Origin of the sequence: Burkholderia sp. 9775_39 (assembly GCF_015712225.1) — a bacterium.
In the GTDB taxonomy this organism is placed as follows: domain Bacteria; phylum Pseudomonadota; class Gammaproteobacteria; order Burkholderiales; family Burkholderiaceae; genus Burkholderia; species Burkholderia cenocepacia.
Genome location: NZ_JACCQC010000003.1, coordinates 40,331 through 57,362 on the forward strand (window position 1 = coordinate 40,331; position 17,032 = coordinate 57,362).

Genomic DNA, 17,032 nt, shown 5'->3' on the forward strand with positions numbered 1-17,032 from the left:
AGGCGTCGGCGGGCGAGGCGTCAGTTGTCAAAGCCGACCTTGTCGACGAGCTGGCTTGCCTGCTTGCGATGCTTCGCGATATCCGCCAGCGGCAGCGGATCGACCTTCAGCGTGCCGAAGCTCGCGATCACCGGGTCGAGCTTCACGTTCGCGCGCACCGGGTATTCGTAGTTCGCCTGCGCATACAGCGCCTGCGCTTCCGGCGACACCAGGTATTCGAGCAGTTTCACCGCGTTGGCCTTGTGCGGCGCATGCTTCGCCACCGTCGCGCCACTGATGTTCACGTGCGTGCCGCCGCTCTTCGCGTTCGCGAAGGTCGGGCGCACGACCTTGATCGCGTCGCCCCATTTGCGCGCATCGCTGCCCGGTTCCGCGTGCTTCATGTGGCCGACGTAGTAAGCGTTCGCGAGGCCGACGTCGCAGATTCCGCCGAGGATGTCGCGCGCGACGTCGCGGTCGCCGCCGGTCGCCTTGCGCGCGAGGTTCGCCTTCACGCCGCGCAGCCATGTCTCGGTTGCGGCCTCGCCGTCGTGCGCGATCATCGCCGCGACGAGCGCGGTGTTGTACGGATGCTGGCCCGAGCGGATGCAGACCTTGCCCTTCCATTTCGGATCGGCGAGATCCTCGTAACGGAACGCATCGACCTTCAGGTCTTTTTCGACGTACAGCACGCGGTCGCGTAACGACAGCGCGTACCAGTCGCCGTTCGTGGCGCGCAGGTTCGCGGGAATCGCGTCGTCGAGTGCCTTCGAGCGCACCGGCTGCGTGACGCCGCCGTCGACGAGGTCGAGCAGGTTGCCGACGTCGACCGTCATCAGCACGTCGGCCGGCGACTGCGCGCCTTCCGCCTTCACGCGTTCGAGCAGGCCGTCCTTCACGAACACCGTGTTGACCTTGACGCCGCTCTGCTTCGTGAACGCGTCGATGAGCGGCTGGATCAGCTTCGGCTCGCGGGTGGTATACAGGCTCACTTCCTCGGCCGCCTGGGCAAGCGGCGCGAAGGCGGCTGCAGCCAGGGCGAGGGCGCCGGCGAGCGGCAGCAGGCGGGTGCGCGGATTCGACATGAAGACTCCGGTGGGGCAGGTGGACGAGGGAGCGTTCCGGGGCGCGCCTGCCGCCCGAGCGATCCGGAACATTACAAAATGAAAGACTCAGGATTCTAGATCGAAATGGGAACGATTAACAAACGAAAGCTTGCGGAAAGCGGCGGGGAGGACAGGGACGGGCGATCGGAACACCGGGCGGCGCAGCGCGGGCGCAAGCGCGTAGAATGCCCGCTTCGACGAATTTGACGGAGCAGCACCGACCATGAACGATCAGCGCAAGAAGAACCCAGTCCGCAACGTGAGCATCCTGATCGTCGTGGCCGTGCTGCTCGTGATCGGGACGATCCTGTACAACGCGATTTCGCAGAAGCACGCGTACGACGAGGCCCATCCGGCCGAGGCCGCGAGCGCCGCATCGCACTGACGTGCCGGGGCGCAGGCCGGTCGGGCCGCGCGTGCGGGGAGGCGAACGGGGTCGATCCGCGGATTCTCGCGCGACGGGCGCCGCGCGGAACCGGGACAGTAGAAAGCGCGCCGGAACCGGCGCGCCGCACTCGCAGGTCAGCCGTGCGTCAACGTGACGCAGCGGCGAATTTCGGGCGGATCCGTGCGTAGAACACGGCCGCGAGCAGCGCGAGCCACGCCGCGCCGACATACAGCGCCACGCGCGTATCGTCGAACCAGCCGAGCATCACGATCACGAAGCCCATGAATGCGATCGTCAGCACGGGCGCGACGGGCCACAGCGGCACCTTGAACTTCAGCGCGGCGACTTCGGCGCTCGACAGACGGCGACGCATCGCCACCTGCGACAGCAGGATCATCAGCCAGACCCACACGGTCGCGAACGTCGCGATCGCGGCGACCACCAGGAACACGTCCTTCGGCATCAGGTAGTTGAGCAGCACGCCCACCAGCAGCGCGCCGGCCATCACGAGCACCGTGACCCACGGCACGCCGTGGCGCGACGTCGTCATCAGCACGCGCGGCGCCTGACCCTGCCGCGCCATCCCGAACATCATCCGGCCCGCGCCGAAGATGTCGCTGTTGATCGCCGAGATCGCCGCGCTGATCACGACGAGGTTCAGGATCGTCGCGGCCGACTTCACGCCGAGCGCCGAGAAGATCTGGACGAACGGGCTGCCGTCGCTGCCGACGCCGGTCCACGGGCTGATCGACATCAGCACGACCATCGTCAGCACGTAGAACAGCAGGATGCGGGCGGGCACCGCGTTGATCGCGCGCGGAATCACGCGTTCCGGGTCCTTCGCTTCGCCGGCGCTCATCCCGATCACCTCGATGCCGCCGTACGCGAAGATCACGACCGACAGCGACGCGATCAGCCCGCCGACGCCGTTCGGCAAGAAGCCGCCGTGATTCCACAGGTTCGCGAACGTCGGCATGTCGGCCGAATGGCCGAAGTGCATGCCGGTGAGCAGGATCGCGACGCCGCCGCCGATCATCGCGACGATCGCGCCGACCTTGATGATCGACAGCCAGAATTCGAGCTCGCCGAACACCTTCACGTGGCACAGGTTCAGCCCGCAGATGATCGCGACGACGCCGAGCACCCAGATCCATTGCGGGACATCCGGAAACCAGAAGCCCATGTAGATGCCGAACGCGGTGATGTCGGCGATCGCGACGATCACCATTTCGAGCGTATAGGTCCAGCCCGTGACGAAGCCCGCGAACGGGCCGAGGTTCTCGGTCGCGTAGTGGCCGAACGAACCCGCGACGGGCTCGCGCACGGCCATTTCGCCGAGCGCGCGCATCACCATGTAGACGGCCGCGCCGCCGAGGACGTACGCGAGGATCACGGCCGGGCCCGCGAGCTGGATCGCGGACGCCGAACCGTAGAACAGGCCCGTGCCGATCGCCGAGCCCAGCGCGAGAAAGCGGATGTGCCGCGCGCTGAGATGGCGCTGCAAGTTTTTCATCGAGTCTCCGATATCGTTATGCGACGAACCGGGCGAGCAGGGCCGGCCCGATTGGCTCAAGTTGTCTATACAACTTGAATGTGAACGAATGATAACAAGCCGGACCCGGTGACCGGAATCGGGTATTCCCTGACTGGCGCGTCGAACGGAATGGGGCGTGGGGCGCTCGCGCGCCGGATGCGCGGGCCGCGTGGAGCGGGTGGGGTATGTTTCGGGGAATCGTTGAACCGGGGTGCGCCGGTGGCCGATCCGCGGCGCGCGCGGGTCGGCCTGCCGGCGCGGGGATGCGGGGTCAGGCGGGCAGGCGGATCACGCTCGCATCCTTGCGGATCAGCAGCGACGACGCGAGCATCTGCTTGCACTGGTGCGCGAGCACCTTCAGGTCGTGCGTGAGCTCCGCGCCGACCGCGTCGGATTGCTCCGCGGACACGACCATCGCATCGAGATCGCGCGTGATCTGCTTCGACGCTTCGAGCTGATCGGCCGGCGGCGGCTCGCCGGCTTCCGCCTTCTCGAGATTGTCGAGCACGGCGGCGAGGCCGCGCTGCAATGCGTCGTCGTGCACCAGGCCGCCATCGGCCGCGCATGCGCTGCGGATCAGCGGCGCGGCGGCCGTGATCTGCGCGCCGAGCACGTGCGTCTGCACGAGCAGGTCGTTCAGTTCGGGCACGAAGCGCTGGTGCGCCTTCGGCTCGATCATCATCCGCTGGAATGCCTGCCCGAGATTCGCGAACGCGATGTGCACGTCCTTGCGGGCGAGGCGGTAGCGGTAGTCGTCGTCGAGGCTGGTCACGGGCGCCTCGACCGCGGCGGCCACGCCCGCGACGACGGCCGCGCCGTCGGCGGCCGGCACCGGCGGCGGCGACATGCCGCGCCCCGCGCGCCACACGGCCTCGAAATACTTGCGCGTGGACGTCAGCATGTCGGTGACGAGCTTGCCCATCAGCCGGTATTCCCAATACGGGAACAGCCGGCTCGCGGCGATCGCGATCATGCAGCCGACCACCGTGTCGATCGCGCGCTCGCCGATGATCCGCATGCTGCCCGGCGCGAGCAGGTGGAACATCAGCAGCACGTACGACGACGTGAACACGACGCTCGCCGCGTAGTTGAACAGCAGCAGGCTGTAGCTCATCACCATCGATCCGAACATGATCGCGATCAGCAGGTGCGGCTCCTTCACCGTGTAGATCAGCGCGATGCTCGCCGCGCAGCCGATCAGCGTGCCGATGATCCGCTGCGCGTTGCGCTGCTTGGTCAGCGAGTAGCCGGGCTTCAGGATGATGATGGTGGTCATCACGATCCAGTAGGCGTTCGTGAGCGGCAGCAGCCGGCCGATCCAGAAGCCGACCGCGACGGCGATCGTCACGCGCAGCGCATGGCGAAAGCTCGGCGAACGCATGTTCAGGTTCGAGAAAATCAGCAGCGGCGACATGCGGCGGCGCTGCAGGAAGCGCGTGAGCGCCTTGTCGATCTTCAGTTCGGTCTGCTGCGGATCGGCGTGGCCCGACAGGTTGCGGCGCATCCGGTCGATCAGGCGCGTCGCGCTCCAGATGCGCCGGAACGTCGCGAGCACGGCCGCATACGCTTCCGCGTTGGTGGCCGCGAAGTTCTTCTTGCGCATCAGCTCGATCTCGTACTCGATCGCGCGCAGTTCGGCCTTCACGCTGATGCGCGAATGCGGCGCGCGGTTTTCGAGCACCGCGAGGCCGATTTCCTCGAGATCGGCGGCGGCCTTGCGGATCAGGTCGCGGTAGAAAATGATCAGGTCCGTGCCGCCGAACGTGTTGCGCACCAGCGGGTAATCGGTGTGCGCGCCGACGAACAGCTCGTGCAGGTCGACGCTGTTGATGAACAGGTTGTACATCGTCGTGCGGCCGGGATCGAGCTTGCCGCGCCGCAGCTTCGGCAGGTTGCGCAGCACGATGTCGCGCGCGGTTTCCTGCGTTTCGACCGCGGTGATCTGCCGGGCGACGAGATTGCGGTAGCACTCGTCGAGATCGGCGTCGAGATCGTAGAACTGCGCGCGGGCGAGCAGGTAGTCGGCGCACGCGAACAGGCTTTCGGCCAGCGCCTGCTGCTCGATCCGGCGCGCCTGCCATTGCGACACGAGCGTGGCCCAGTACGTGTACCAGAGGCCGCCTGCGAGAATCCAGCCGGCGTTGACGAACGCCTGCAGCGGCGTGAACTTCTCCTCGAGCGTCATCACCATCATGAACAGCGTCGCGAAGCTGATCTGCGGCCAGCGGTTGCCGTAGACGACGATCAGCGACAGCACGAACGTGAGCGGCACGATCGTGAGCCACAGCGCGAAGATGTTCGGTGTCGCGAGGCCGGTGGCGAGCGCGGCCAGGAAGCCGATCACGCTGCACGCGAGCATTTCGTTGTGTTTGTACTTCAGCGGGCCCGGCATGTCGACGACGCATGCGCCGAGCGCGCCCGTCGAGATCGTGAAGCCGAGCTCCCGGTTGTGAAACACGATCAGGCACAACACGGCCGGCAGCGACACGCCGACCGCGATCCGCAGGCCGCCGAAAAAGTACTGGCTGTAGAAAAACTTTCTGATTTCGACCGAATAGCGCATCGATGGGCTGAATGGCAGACGAAGACGCCCGGGGGCGGCGTATTGACTGGCGACGAGTCTATCGTATTTCGCGGCTCGCAAAAGCTGGCTTTCCGGACGATGGTCGCGGCTGCAGCCCTTTGCTATCCTTGGTCATTGTGTTCGCCCGGCCCCGTCGGTGCGAGGTTCCGACGCCCGCCTCATGCTCCATCTCTTCTATTCGAACCGTCACGAAACGCTGGCCGACGCGCTGCTCGAGGATCTGGCCGCGTTCCCGGCCCGCAACGGCCCGTGGGCGCCGCAACAGGTCATCGTGCCGAGCGCGGCGCTGCGTCGCCGCCTCGAGCTCGACATCGCCGCGCGCAATGGCGTGTGCGCGAACGTCGAGTTCACCTATCTCGCGCAGTGGCTGTGGGCGCAGATCGGCCGTGTGCTGACGGTGCCCGCGCGCTCGCCGTTCGCGCCCGACCGGCTGGTGTGGCGCTGCTACCGGCTGTTCGCGCAGTCGGCCGATGATGCGCCGTGGCTCGCATCGCCGCGGCTCGCCGCCTATCTGTCGGCGTCCGACGACGCGATGCGCTACGAGCTGGCCCATCGTGTCGCGGCCGTGCTCGATCACTACCTGACCTATCGCCCCGAATGGCTGGCCGCGTGGCAGGCCGGCGAGTCGGTGCTCGCGGGCGACGGCGCGCCGCGCGGGATCAGCGATGCCGCGCGCGACGACGAGCGCTGGCAGGCCGCGCTGTGGCGCGCGCTGCTCGCCGAGCTGAGCGACAGCGGCACGCCGCCGGCGCACCGCTTCCTCGTCGAAGCGCGCCATCTCGATGCCGATACGGTTGCGCGCGCCGACTGGCCCGAATCGGTCAGCGTGTTCGCGCTGCCGACGATGCCGCCGCTGCACGTCGCGCTGTTGCGCGAACTGTCGCGCTGGATCGACGTGCGCGTCTATGCGCTGAACCCGTGCCGCGAATTCTGGTTCGACATCGTGACCGCCGCGCATGCCGAGGCGCTCGATGCGGCCGGGCGGCTCGACTATCAGGAAGTCGGTCATCCGCTGCTCGCCGAATGGGGCAGGCAGACACAGGCGCAATTGCACATGCTGCACGAGCTGACTGAAAGCGCGGCGTCGGGCGATGCGTCGCGGTTCGTCGAGAATCCCGCGCCCACCTGGCTCGCGCGCGTGCAGAACGCGATCCTCGAATTGCAGCCGGAGGCCGAAACCGGCGACACGCCGGTCGAGCGCGGGATCGAGGTGCATGTGTGCCACAGCCTCGCGCGCCAGCTCGAGGTGCTGCACGACCGGCTGCTCGCGTGGTTCGACGCCGATGCGAGCCTGCAGCCGTCCGACGTGCTCGTCGCGGTGGCCGATCTGGCCGCGGCCGGGCCGCTGATCGACGCGGTGTTCGGCACGGCCGGCGCCGGCGGCGCGCGGGTGCCTTACCGGATCACCGGCCTGCCGCCGTCGCAGGCGAACCCGGTCGCGCGCGTGCTGCTCGACTGGCTCGCATTGCCGGAGCGGCAGGTCGGCGCGCCGGAGCTGGTCGAATGGCTGCGCGTGGATGCGGTGGCCGCGCGCTACGACATCGATGCGGCCGCGCTCGAAACGGTGCAGACCTGGCTCGCGGCCGCCGGCGCGCGGCGCGGGCTGTCGCCGCGCGCGAGCGACGACGCGGCCGTGCCCGCGCCGCGCCATACGTTCTCCGATGCGCTCGCGCGGCTCTTTCTCGGCTATGCGATGCCCGAAGGCGCCGCGCCGATCGGTGCGTGGTTGCCGATCGAGGCGGCCACGGGCAGCGAGGCGGAACTGCTCGGCCGGCTTGCACGGTTCACCGACGATCTCGACGGCTTCGCGCGGCGGCTCGAGGAGTCGCACACGCCGCGCGGCTGGAGCGAACTGTTCGCCGACACGCTCGCGCGCTTCTTCGATTCGGGCGCCGCGTATGCCGACGCGCTGGCCGGCGTGCGCGACGCGCTCGATGCGATGCTGGCCGCGATGACGGAGGGCGCGCCCGACGAGGCGTTGCCGGCGGCCGTCGTCCGCGCGGGGCTCGCCGCGGCGCTCGACGATCCGGCCCGCGGCGGGGTGCCGTGGGGCGGCGTCACGTTCTCGTCGCTGACGAGCTTGCGCGGGCTGCCGTATCGCGTCGTCTGCCTGCTCGGGATGGACGACGGCGTGCTGCCGAGTCTCGCGCGCGCGGACGAATTCGACCTGATGGCCGTGCTGCCGAAGCTGGGCGACCGGCAGCGCCGCGACGACGAGCGCAATCTGTTCCTCGACCTGCTGCTGGCTGCCCGCGACCGGTTGCTGATCGCCTATACGGGCCGCAGCATCCGCGACAACGCGCCGTTGCCGCCCGCGGCGCTCGTCGACGAGCTGCTCGATCATCTGGCGCTCGTCACGGCCGGGCCCGACGCCGCACCGGATGCGGTCGAAGCCGCGCGGCGCGCGTTCATCGTCGAGCATCCGCTGCAACCGTTCGCGGCCGCGTATTTCCAGCCGGGCAGCGAACTCGTTTCGTACGACGCCGAGCGGGCCACGCTCGCGTCGCTGCTGGCCGCCGAAGCATCGCGCGATGGGCCGCGCGAGCAGCCGTTCTTCGCGCAGCCGCTGCCGGCCGAACCGGTCGAGCCCGTTGCGTTCAGCGAATTCGAACGTTTCTGGCGGCATCCGGCACGCGCATTGCTGCGCGGCCGGCTCGGCATCGTGCTGGCCGACGCGCAGGCCGAACTGCTCGATACCGAGCCGTTCGCGCTGGATTTTGCCGGCAGCGACGCGCTGGCCGAGCGTGTGCTGCCGCTCCTGATCGAAGCGGGCGACGGCGGCGTGTACGATCACGCGCTGCGCATCGCGGACGCGAGCCCCGAACTGCCCGGCGGCGCGACGGGCGCGGTGTGGCGCGACCAGGCGCTCGGTTCGATGACGCAGCTTGCGTCGAACGTGCGTCGTGCGCTGGCCGACGGCATCGAGCGGCGGCCGTTCTCGCTCACCGTCGTGCCGAAGTGGCCCGACGCCGAACAGGCGCTGTTCGGCGCCGACGACGCGATGCTGGCGGCCGACGCGGTGAGTGCGCCGCTTGAACTGCACGGCACGCTGAACCGGCTGACGCCGGCCGGGCAGGTCATCTATCGCTATGCGCGGCCGAGTGCGCGCGACTACCTGTCCGCGTGGCTCGCGCATCTCGTCTACTGTGCGATCGAGCCGGGCGGCCCGCGCCGCACGCTGTGGTTCGGCAGCGGCGGTGCGTTCGAGCTGACGCCCGTCGCGGCGCCGCTCGAGCGGCTCGCGCCGCTTGCCGCGCTGTTTCGCGCGGGGCGGCGCATGCCGCTGCGGTTTTTCCCGCGGAGTGCATGGGCGCGGGTGTCCGACGGCGAGGCGAAGGCCGCGAGCGTGTGGATCAACGAGCGGGTCGTGAGCGAAGCCGACGATCCGGCCATCGCGATCGCGTGGCGTGGCGCGCATCCGTCGCTCGACGAACCGTTCGGCACGCTCGCGCGGCTCGTGTTCGAGCCGCTCGTCGAGCATCTGAAGGAGGTCGCATGAGCGCCGTGTCGCAGCCGCAGGCGCTCGAACTCGACGTGTTCGCGTGTCCGCTCGACGGCGTCAATCAGATCGAGGCGTCGGCCGGCACCGGCAAGACCTGGAACATCTGCGCGCTGTATGTGCGCCTGCTGCTCGAAAAGGATCTCGGCGCGGACGAAATCCTTGTCGTGACCTTCACGAAAGCGGCGACGGCCGAACTGCACGAGCGGATTCGCGGCCGGCTCGCGCAGCTCGCGCATGCGCTCGATACGGGCGACGACGGTGGCGATCCGTTCATCGCGCGCCTGCTCGAGACCACGCTCGGCGACGGCGGCGCGCTCGATCCCGAGACGGCCGTGAAGCGAATCCGGCGCGCGTTGCGGGCGTTCGACCAGGCCGCGATCCATACGATCCACGCGTTCTGCCAGCGCGCGCTGCAGGAAGCGCCGTTCGCGGCGGCGATGCCGTTCGCGTTCGACATGGAGGCCGACGATGCGTCGCTGCGCTTCGAGCTCGCGGCGGATTTCTGGCGCACGCGTGTCGAACCGGCGGCCGCGCGCTGGCCGGGCTTCGCGACCTGGCTCGTCGAATCGGGGGCCGGCCCGGCCGCGCTCGATGCGCAGCTCGCACGCCGGCTGAAGAAGCCGCTCGCCGCGCTGCGCTGGGACGGCGTGGCCGAGCCGGACGAAGCGGCGGAAGCGGCCGCAGCCGAATGCTTCGCGGAGGCCGCGCGGATGTGGGCGGCCGAGCGTGACGCGATCGATGCGTTGCTGCGCGCCGCGCAGCCCGTGCTGAATCAACGCTCGCACAAGCCGGACGCGGTCGCTGACGCGCTCGCCGCATGGACGGTGCATTTCGAGCAGGGCGACGCGACGGCCGCGCTGCCGAAGGCCGCGCTGAAGCTCACGCAAACCGCGCTGACGAAGGCGACCAAGAAAGGCGGCACGACGCCCGCGCACGCGTTCTTCGACGTGGCCGACGCGCTCGAAGCGGCCGTGGCCGCAGCCGAGGCCGCGCAGCGCGCCCGCTGGCTCGCGCTGATCGCCGAATGGCTCGACATGGCGCCGGCCGAGCTGGCCGAGCGCAAGCGCACGCGACGCGTCGTGTCGTTCGACGATCTGCTCGCGAACCTGTATCACGCGCTGCACGCGCATCCGTGGCTTGCCGAGACGCTGCGCGCGCGCTATCCGGCCGCGCTGATCGACGAGTTCCAGGATACCGATCCGTTGCAGTTCGCGATCTTCGACCGGATCTTCGCGCCGGGCGGCCCGCTGTTCCTCGTCGGCGATCCGAAGCAGGCGATCTACAGTTTCCGCGCGGCCGATCTGCACACCTATCTCGCCGCGCGCGCACGGGCGAGCGCGTGCTACACGCTCGCGGTCAACCAGCGCTCGACGCCTGCGATCGTCGATGGGTGCAACCGCTTCTTCCTGTCGAATCCGCGCGCGTTCGTGCTCGACGGGCTCGACTACTACGCGGTGCGCGCCGGCACGCGCGTGCGCGCGCCGTTCGTCGACGAAACCGATCCGGGCCCGGCCGGCGATTTCCGGGTGTGGGCGCTGCCGGGCGGCGAAGGCACGCTGCTCAAGCGCGAAGCGCAGGCGCAGGCCGCGCAGGCTTGCGCGGCCGAGATCGCGCGGCTGATGCGCGGCGCACGCGAAGGGCGCGTGCGGTTGGGCGACACGCCGTTGTCGCCGGGCGATATCGCAGTGCTCGTGCAGACGCACCGGCAGGGTAGCCTCGTGAAGCGCGTGCTGGCGACGTGGGGCATCGGCAGCGTCGAGCTCGCGCAGGCGTCGGTGTTCTCGACCGGCGACGCCGAGCAGCTCGAACGCGTGCTGGCGGCGATCGATGCGCCGGGCGACCTGCGGCGTTTGCGCGCGGCGCTCGCCTCCGACTGGTTCGGCCTCGATGCCGGTGCGCTGTGGCGCATGGAGCAGGGCGACGGCGGCGCGCCACCCGGCGCGTCGGCGGCCGACAGTGCCGATGCGATGAGCTGGGTCGAGCGCTTCTCGCGGTATCGGTTGCTGTGGCGCGAACGCGGCTTCGCGGTGATGTGGCGCACGTTCACGCGCGAGCTGCGGATCGCCGAACGGCTGATGGCCGGCGCGGACGGCGAGCGCCGCGTGACCGACATCAACCATCTGGCCGAGTTGACGCAGGCGCGTGCGTCCGCGCAGCCCGGCATCGCACCGACGCTGCGCTGGCTCGCCGCGCAACGGCTCGACGGCGGCGGCGAGGAAGCGCAATTGCGGCTCGAATCCGATCGCAATCTCGTGCAGATCGTCACGGTGCACAAGTCGAAGGGGCTCGAGTACGCGATCGTGTTCTGTCCGTTCCTGAACGACGGTGCGCTGCGTGAGCCGCCGTCGTCCGCGTTGCCCGATGCGCGCGAGTATCACGACGAGGCGGGCGATGCGGTGCTGCATTACGGGTGCGATGACGAAGCGGCCGCGCACGCGGCGCGGCAGGCATTGCGCGAGCAGGCCGCGGAACGCGCACGGCTGGTCTACGTCGCGCTCACGCGCGCCGTGTATCGCTGCTATGTCGTCGCCGGGCCTTACCTGTCGTCGCGCTCGACGCGCGAAGCGCGGCGCAGCGTGCTCAACTGGCTCGTCGCCGGTGCCGGCCATGCGTTCGACGCGTGGCTCGACGAGCCGCCCGACGAAGCCGCGCTCGAGGCGGCATGGCGCGCGCTCGCCGGCGGCCCCGTGTGCGTCGCGCCGCTACCCGTGCCGGCGCGCCGCGAGCGTGTCGCGGCCGGGCACGACGCATCGCAGACGCTCGCCGCGCGTCATGCGACGCGCGTGCTGCGCGATGCGTGGCGGATGGCGAGCTTCAGTTCGTTGACCGCATCGATGGCGCGCGAGGAGGCGGGCGTCGCGGCCGTGCCCGACGACGAACTGCGGCCCGATCACGATGCGCTGGCCGCGGTGACGCCGGACGGCGAACTGATATTGGCCGATACGGTCGCGGCCGAGCCGCCGGATGACGACATCCTCGTGTTCCCGCGCGGCGCGGCGGCCGGCGAATGCCTGCACCGCCTGTTCGAGCTCAGCCGGTTCACGGAGCCCGAGTCGTGGCACAAGGCCGCGCTCGGCGCGCTGCACGACCGGCCGGTCGAGGCCGAGCCGGCGCTTGCCGCGCGCCTGCCGGCGATGATGGCGCGGCTCGTCGACGACGTCGTGCACACCGAGCTGGTGCCGGGCATGCGGCTCGTCGATCTCGATCCGGCGAAGCGGCTCGACGAAATGGGTTTCCTGTTTCCGGCGCCGTCGCTCGACCTGATGGCGCTGCGCCGGCTGCTGGTCGCGCACGGCTATCCGGACGTTGCACTGGAGGCGGGCACGCTCGCCGGTTTCATCAAGGGTTTCATCGACATGATCGTCGAACACGACGGCCGTTTCTGGATCGTCGACTGGAAGTCGAACCACCTCGGCACGACGCCGGACGCCTATGGCCCGCGCGCGCTCGACATTGCGATGGCCGATCACGCGTATCACCTGCAGGCGCTGCTCTATACGGTCGCGCTGCATCGCTACCTGCGCGGCCGGCTGCCCGATTACGACTACGACACGCACATCGCGGGTTACCTGTACCTGTTCGTGCGCGGCGTGCGGCCCGGCTGGCGCAGCGGCGGCGAACCGGCGGGCGTGCATGCACGGCGGCCCGCCCGCGGGCTGGTCGACGCACTCGACCGGATGATGGAAGGGGGCCGCGCATGACCGCATCCGACGACATGCTCGAATTTACCGGCGGCCTCGTCGCGCGGTTGCCCGAGCCGGCCGATTTCGGCATCGCGCTCGCGGAAGGCTTCGCGCGCCGCATCGGCGATCTCGCGCGGCGTGCCGGTGCGCCGTCCGCATCGGCACGCTGGGCGGCGCGCGCCGCGTTCGCGACGAGCCGCGCGACCGCCGGTGGCCACGTGTGCGTCGCGCTTGCTGCGCTCGCGCAGCGTTACGAAGCGCCGCTCGACGAGGTCCGCGCGGCGCTTGCCGCGAGCGGCGTGGTCGCGTTCGGCACGCTGGCACGCGGCGACGAACGACCGCTGATCGTCGACCGGCACGATCATCTGTACCTGTCGCGCTATTTCGACTACGAACGGCGGCTCGCCGATGCGCTCGTCGCGCAGGCGGGCGTCGCCGCGCCGGACGAAGGCCTGTCGCCCGACCGGTTGCGCGACAGTCTCGCCCGTTACTTCGGGCCGGCTACCGGCGAAGTCGACTGGCAGCGCGTCGCGGCGATCGTCGCGCTGACCGGCCGCGTGACGATCGTCAGCGGCGGGCCGGGCACGGGCAAGACGACGACCGTCGTCGGCGTGCTCGCCTGTCTGCTCGACGCGCATCCGGAGCTGCGCATCGCGCTGGCCGCACCGACCGGCAAGGCCGCGCAGCGGATGCAGGAGGCGCTGCACGCGCGTGCGGGCGATCTGCCACCCGAGCTCGCGGCGCGCCTGCCCGACACGTCGTACACGCTGCATCGGTTGTTGGGCGGCGGCGGGGCGGCCAGCTTCCGGCATCATCGCGACAATCCGTTGCCGTACGACCTGATCGTCGTCGACGAGGCGTCGATGATCGACGTCGCGCTCGCCGCGCATCTGCTCGACGCGCTCGCGCCGGGTGCGCGGCTCGTATTGCTGGGCGACAAGGACCAACTGGCCGCGGTCGAGGCCGGCGCCGTATTCGCGGAGCTGAGCGCGCGGCCGGCGTTCACCGCCACGGCGCGCACGCGCATCGCGCAGGCGCTGGGCGTCGACGAGGCGGCGTTCGTCGCCGCGTTGCCGGTGCCGGACGAAGCGGCGCCGGCAGCGGTTCCCGTTGCGAATCCGGTGCCCGCTGCCGCACGGGCACCGGCGCCGCCATCGGCATCCGCTCCTGTTTCGCGCAGATCGGCATCTCGGTCGAAAGTCGATACGCGGCAGGCATCGCTGTTCGACGACGAACCGCAGGACGATGAAGTGTCGTCGACCGACATCGCGCCGCCGCCACCCACCGAGTCGGCACCGCTCCTCGATGCCAGCGCATCGGACGATACGCCCGCCTGGATCGAGGCCGACGAACTCGCGTGGCTCGACGCCGTCGAGCTGCCGCCGTTCGATGCGGGCGACGCGGCGCTCGCATCGGTGACTGCTGCATCGCCGTCGGCAGGTGAAGCCGCCGCGGCTGCCGCGTCCGCCATCGCGCCCGCTGCGGCGCCGCTCGCGGACTGCGTCGTGTGGCTCGAACGCAATTACCGCTTCGGGCTCGATTCGCCGATCGGACGGCTGTCGCTCGCGATCCGCCGCGGCGACGTGCAGGCGGCGCTCGATGCGCTGCCCGCCGACGATTCGGCGGCCGCATCGTTTCACGACGATGCGGGCGACACGCTGGCGTCGTCGACGGTCGAGCGGCTCGCCCGGCGCTTCGGCGCATACCTCGACGCATTGCGCGACGCGCTGGCCGCACCGGTGCCCGATCCGTTGCCGCTGTTCGACGCGCTCAACCGGTTCCGGATCCTGTGCGCGACCCGCAGCGGTTCACGCGGCGCGGAGCACGTCAATGCGCTGGTGGCCGCGCACGTCAGGCATGCGGCGCGCGTGCCGCTCGCGGTCGGTGCGCACTGGTTCACCGGGCGGCCGATCATGGTCACGCGCAACGACTATGCGCTCGGGCTGTTCAACGGCGACATCGGCATTGCATTGCCCGACGCAGATGGTGTGCTGCGCGTGTGGTTCCGGCGCGCGGACGGCACCGCGCGCGCGGTGTCGCCGGCCGCGCTGCCGCCGCACGAAACGGCGTTCGCGCTGACGGTGCACAAGTCGCAGGGCTCGGAATTCGACGAAGCGGCGCTCGTGTTGCCCGCGTCGTTCGGCCGGGTGCTCACGCGCGAGCTGGTCTATACGGCCGTCACGCGCGCCCGCACGCGCGTGCAGGTAATCGGGCCGCGGCGCGTGCTGGCGCAGGCGGTCGCGACGCGCACGCAGCGCGATTCGGGGCTCGCGGCCCGCGTCGACGAGGCGCTCGCCCGGCGCCGCACGGAGGCTTCGCGATGATGATCCGCTACACGCTCGATCCGGCCGAGGTCGAATGGACGGCCGTGCGCGCGCAGGGCGCGGGCGGCCAGAACGTGAACAAGGTATCGAGCGCGATTCACCTGCGCTTCGACATTCGCGCGTCGTCGCTGCCGCCGGTCCTCAAGGAGCGGTTGCTCGCGCTGTCCGACCAGCGCATCACCCGCGATGGCATCGTCGTGATCAAGTCGCAGGAATACCGGACCCAGGAGAAAAACCGCGAGGCCGCGCTGGCCCGGCTCGATACGCTGATCGGCAGCGTCGCGTACACGCCGCGCGCCCGGGTCGCCACGCGGCCGACGCGTGCGTCGAAGGAGCGGCGGCTCGAGCACAAGTCACGCCGCAGCGTGGTGAAGTCGGGACGCGGGAAGGTGATCGACTGACGAGCGAGGGGCCGGTGCCGGTCGCCGGCGAACCTGCGACGCGCGCGCTAAGTGCGCCGGCTAGCGCATCACGGTTCCCGCGCTGTCGAGCACGAAATCGACGCAGAACACGACGAGCCGGCTCTGCGCGCGGATCGCGACGGCGGCCGTATAGCAGTCGCGGCCTTCCGTCAGCGAGAAGTGCGGGCCCATCAGCGCGACGCGCCCGGGCGCGGCGATTGCACGCTGGAAATACGGGCGCCGCGACCAGTTGCTGTGGGTTTCCGGGAACAGCGGCGCGAGACGGGTGACGCTCGCCTGGCTGTCGTCGAGCGGGGCGCCGATCGACGGCAGGAACTGTTCGCCGGTCTCGTCCGTGACGAACACGCGGCGCGCGGCCGGCACCGCGAATACGCGTTGCGCGGCGTCGTGCAGGTTGCCGCTTGCCGAAAACGCGGCTGCGCCGCCGAGCACCAGCCGTTCGATCGCGTCGAAGCCGGGCTGTTCGGCGACCGCCGGCGTGTGCCGGCGCGCGATGAAGCGTCGCCACGCGGCGTCGAGCATCGCGGGCGCCGCCGCGCTCGCGTGCGCGATCGACGCGTCGGGCTGGCCGAACTGGAAACCCTGCACGAAATCGATGTCGGCTTCCATCAGCGCCTGCAGTGCGTCGTCGCTTTCGACGCCTTCGGCCAGCACCATCGCGCCGGCCTGGTGCAGCATCGACACGAGGTGATGCATGATGCGGCGATCGTCGGCCGAGCCGGTCGAACGCTCGACCAGCGAGCGGTCGAGCTTCACGATGTCGGGCCGTGCGCGCCACACGCGGTCGAAGTTCGAGAAGCCGGTGCCGAAGTCGTCGATCGCGATCAGGAAATCGCGATGCTGGATCATGTCGATCGTGCGGGCGAGCGCGGCTTCGTCGCGCGCCGGCTGCTCGACCACTTCCAGCACGATGCGATTCGGCGGCAGCGCGAAATGCCGGCATAGCGCTTCGACGAACTCGCGCTGCACGAGGCCCGTATCGAGCACGCGCGGCGTCACGTTCAGGAACAGCCAGCCGTCGCCGATGCCTTGCGCGACGAAGTTGGCCGTGTGCAGGCAGCGCGCGAGCCGGTCGAGCAGCAGCGCGTCGGCGTCGCCGCGCGTCTTGTCGAACAGCGCGGTGGGCGACACCAGCGTGCCGTTCCCGTCGACGACGCGCAGCAGCGCCTCGTAGCCGACGACGCGCTTGTGCGTGATCGACAGCACGGGCTGGAACACGCTGCGCAAGGTCGTGGTGCGATAGGTGGCGAGCCAGCCCTGGGGTGTCGGCGTGAGGCGTTCGAGCAGGGCGTCGAGCGACAGGTCGCGGGTGGACTTCATGTCAACGGTGCCCGGGAGCGGACGGCGGGGCGGCGGCGCATCGCCACGCCGATGCAGCCGCATGCGCAGGCGGACGCAAAAGAACGTGGGGCATCGAGACCGCCTTCTGCGGATGAGTTTTCCGAGTGTAACGGGATTGCCGCGGCGCGCGTATCAGGGTAACTCCAGACGCAAACGGTACACCGCGATT

Annotated in this window: 9 protein-coding genes; 5 read left to right on the forward strand and 4 right to left on the reverse strand. The window is 70.0% G+C overall.

Annotated features, from left to right (window positions below; translation table 11 throughout):
- Positions 1–20: 20 nt before the first annotated feature.
- Positions 21–1,064: a Fe(3+) ABC transporter substrate-binding protein gene (locus H0X90_RS05350; protein ID WP_006490794.1), complete on the reverse strand. Its 1,044-nt coding sequence runs from the start codon at positions 1,062–1,064 to the stop codon at positions 21–23.
- 244 nt (positions 1,065–1,308) lie between these two features.
- Here H0X90_RS05350 and H0X90_RS05355 point away from each other — a divergent pair, with 244 nt between their 5' ends.
- On the forward strand, positions 1,309–1,470 hold the full coding sequence (locus tag H0X90_RS05355) for a hypothetical protein (RefSeq protein WP_006476417.1): 162 nt from the start codon (positions 1,309–1,311) through the stop codon (positions 1,468–1,470).
- Positions 1,471–1,618: 148 nt separating this feature from the next.
- Here the strand turns inward: H0X90_RS05355 and H0X90_RS05360 are convergent, their stop codons facing one another.
- Together H0X90_RS05360 and H0X90_RS05365 are read right to left on the reverse strand one after the other, a co-directional pair.
- Positions 1,619–2,986, reverse strand: coding sequence for an amino acid permease (locus H0X90_RS05360; RefSeq protein ID WP_060211585.1), 1,368 nt, complete (start codon positions 2,984–2,986; stop codon positions 1,619–1,621).
- A 292-nt stretch (positions 2,987–3,278) separates the two neighbouring features.
- Positions 3,279–5,570: an FUSC family membrane protein gene (locus H0X90_RS05365; protein WP_006493074.1), complete on the reverse strand. Its 2,292-nt coding sequence runs from the start codon at positions 5,568–5,570 to the stop codon at positions 3,279–3,281.
- A 181-nt stretch (positions 5,571–5,751) separates the two neighbouring features.
- On the opposite strand from H0X90_RS05365, the gene recC reads away from it, so the two are divergent.
- Genes recC through arfB form a run of 4 tightly spaced genes read left to right on the forward strand, consistent with a single transcriptional unit; the run spans position 5,752 to position 15,501 of the window.
- Positions 5,752–9,090 (forward strand): exodeoxyribonuclease V subunit gamma, encoded by a 3,339-nt coding sequence (gene recC / locus H0X90_RS05370; RefSeq protein ID WP_077189609.1) that lies wholly within the window; start codon positions 5,752–5,754, stop codon positions 9,088–9,090.
- Positions 9,087–12,794 carry an exodeoxyribonuclease V subunit beta gene (recB, locus tag H0X90_RS05375; RefSeq protein WP_077189610.1) on the forward strand — a complete coding sequence of 1,236 codons (3,708 nt, stop codon included), beginning with the start codon at positions 9,087–9,089 and terminating at the stop codon, positions 12,792–12,794. The genes recC and recB overlap by 4 nt, the downstream gene beginning before the upstream one ends.
- Positions 12,791–15,100, forward strand: coding sequence for an AAA family ATPase (locus H0X90_RS05380; RefSeq protein WP_077189611.1), 2,310 nt, complete (start codon positions 12,791–12,793; stop codon positions 15,098–15,100). Before recB ends, H0X90_RS05380 begins: the two co-directional genes overlap by 4 nt.
- Complete coding sequence (gene arfB, locus H0X90_RS05385) at positions 15,097–15,501, forward strand: alternative ribosome rescue aminoacyl-tRNA hydrolase ArfB (RefSeq protein ID WP_006483724.1); 405 nt, start codon at positions 15,097–15,099, stop codon at positions 15,499–15,501. Before H0X90_RS05380 ends, arfB begins: the two co-directional genes overlap by 4 nt.
- 60 nt (positions 15,502–15,561) lie before the next feature.
- Here arfB and H0X90_RS05390 read toward each other — a convergent pair whose 3' ends face one another.
- Complete coding sequence (locus tag H0X90_RS05390) at positions 15,562–16,842, reverse strand: EAL domain-containing protein (protein ID WP_006483719.1); 1,281 nt, start codon at positions 16,840–16,842, stop codon at positions 15,562–15,564.
- Positions 16,843–17,032 lie beyond the last annotated feature (190 nt).

Bases quoted from the DNA above. Each gene is read 5' to 3' on its own strand.
- recB (WP_077189610.1), top strand. From the start codon at position 9,087: ATGAGCGCCGTGTCGCAGCCGCAGGCGCTCGAACTCGACGTGTTCGCG.
- H0X90_RS05390 (WP_006483719.1), bottom strand. From the start codon at position 16,842: ATGAAGTCCACCCGCGACCTGTCGCTCGACGCCCTGCTCGAACGCCTC.
- recC (WP_077189609.1), top strand. From the start codon at position 5,752: ATGCTCCATCTCTTCTATTCGAACCGTCACGAAACGCTGGCCGACGCG.
- H0X90_RS05350 (WP_006490794.1), bottom strand. From the start codon at position 1,064: ATGTCGAATCCGCGCACCCGCCTGCTGCCGCTCGCCGGCGCCCTCGCC.
- H0X90_RS05365 (WP_006493074.1), bottom strand. From the start codon at position 5,570: ATGCGCTATTCGGTCGAAATCAGAAAGTTTTTCTACAGCCAGTACTTT.
- H0X90_RS05380 (WP_077189611.1), top strand. From the start codon at position 12,791: ATGACCGCATCCGACGACATGCTCGAATTTACCGGCGGCCTCGTCGCG.
- H0X90_RS05360 (WP_060211585.1), bottom strand. From the start codon at position 2,986: ATGAAAAACTTGCAGCGCCATCTCAGCGCGCGGCACATCCGCTTTCTC.
- arfB (WP_006483724.1), top strand. From the start codon at position 15,097: ATGATGATCCGCTACACGCTCGATCCGGCCGAGGTCGAATGGACGGCC.
- H0X90_RS05355 (WP_006476417.1), top strand. From the start codon at position 1,309: ATGAACGATCAGCGCAAGAAGAACCCAGTCCGCAACGTGAGCATCCTG.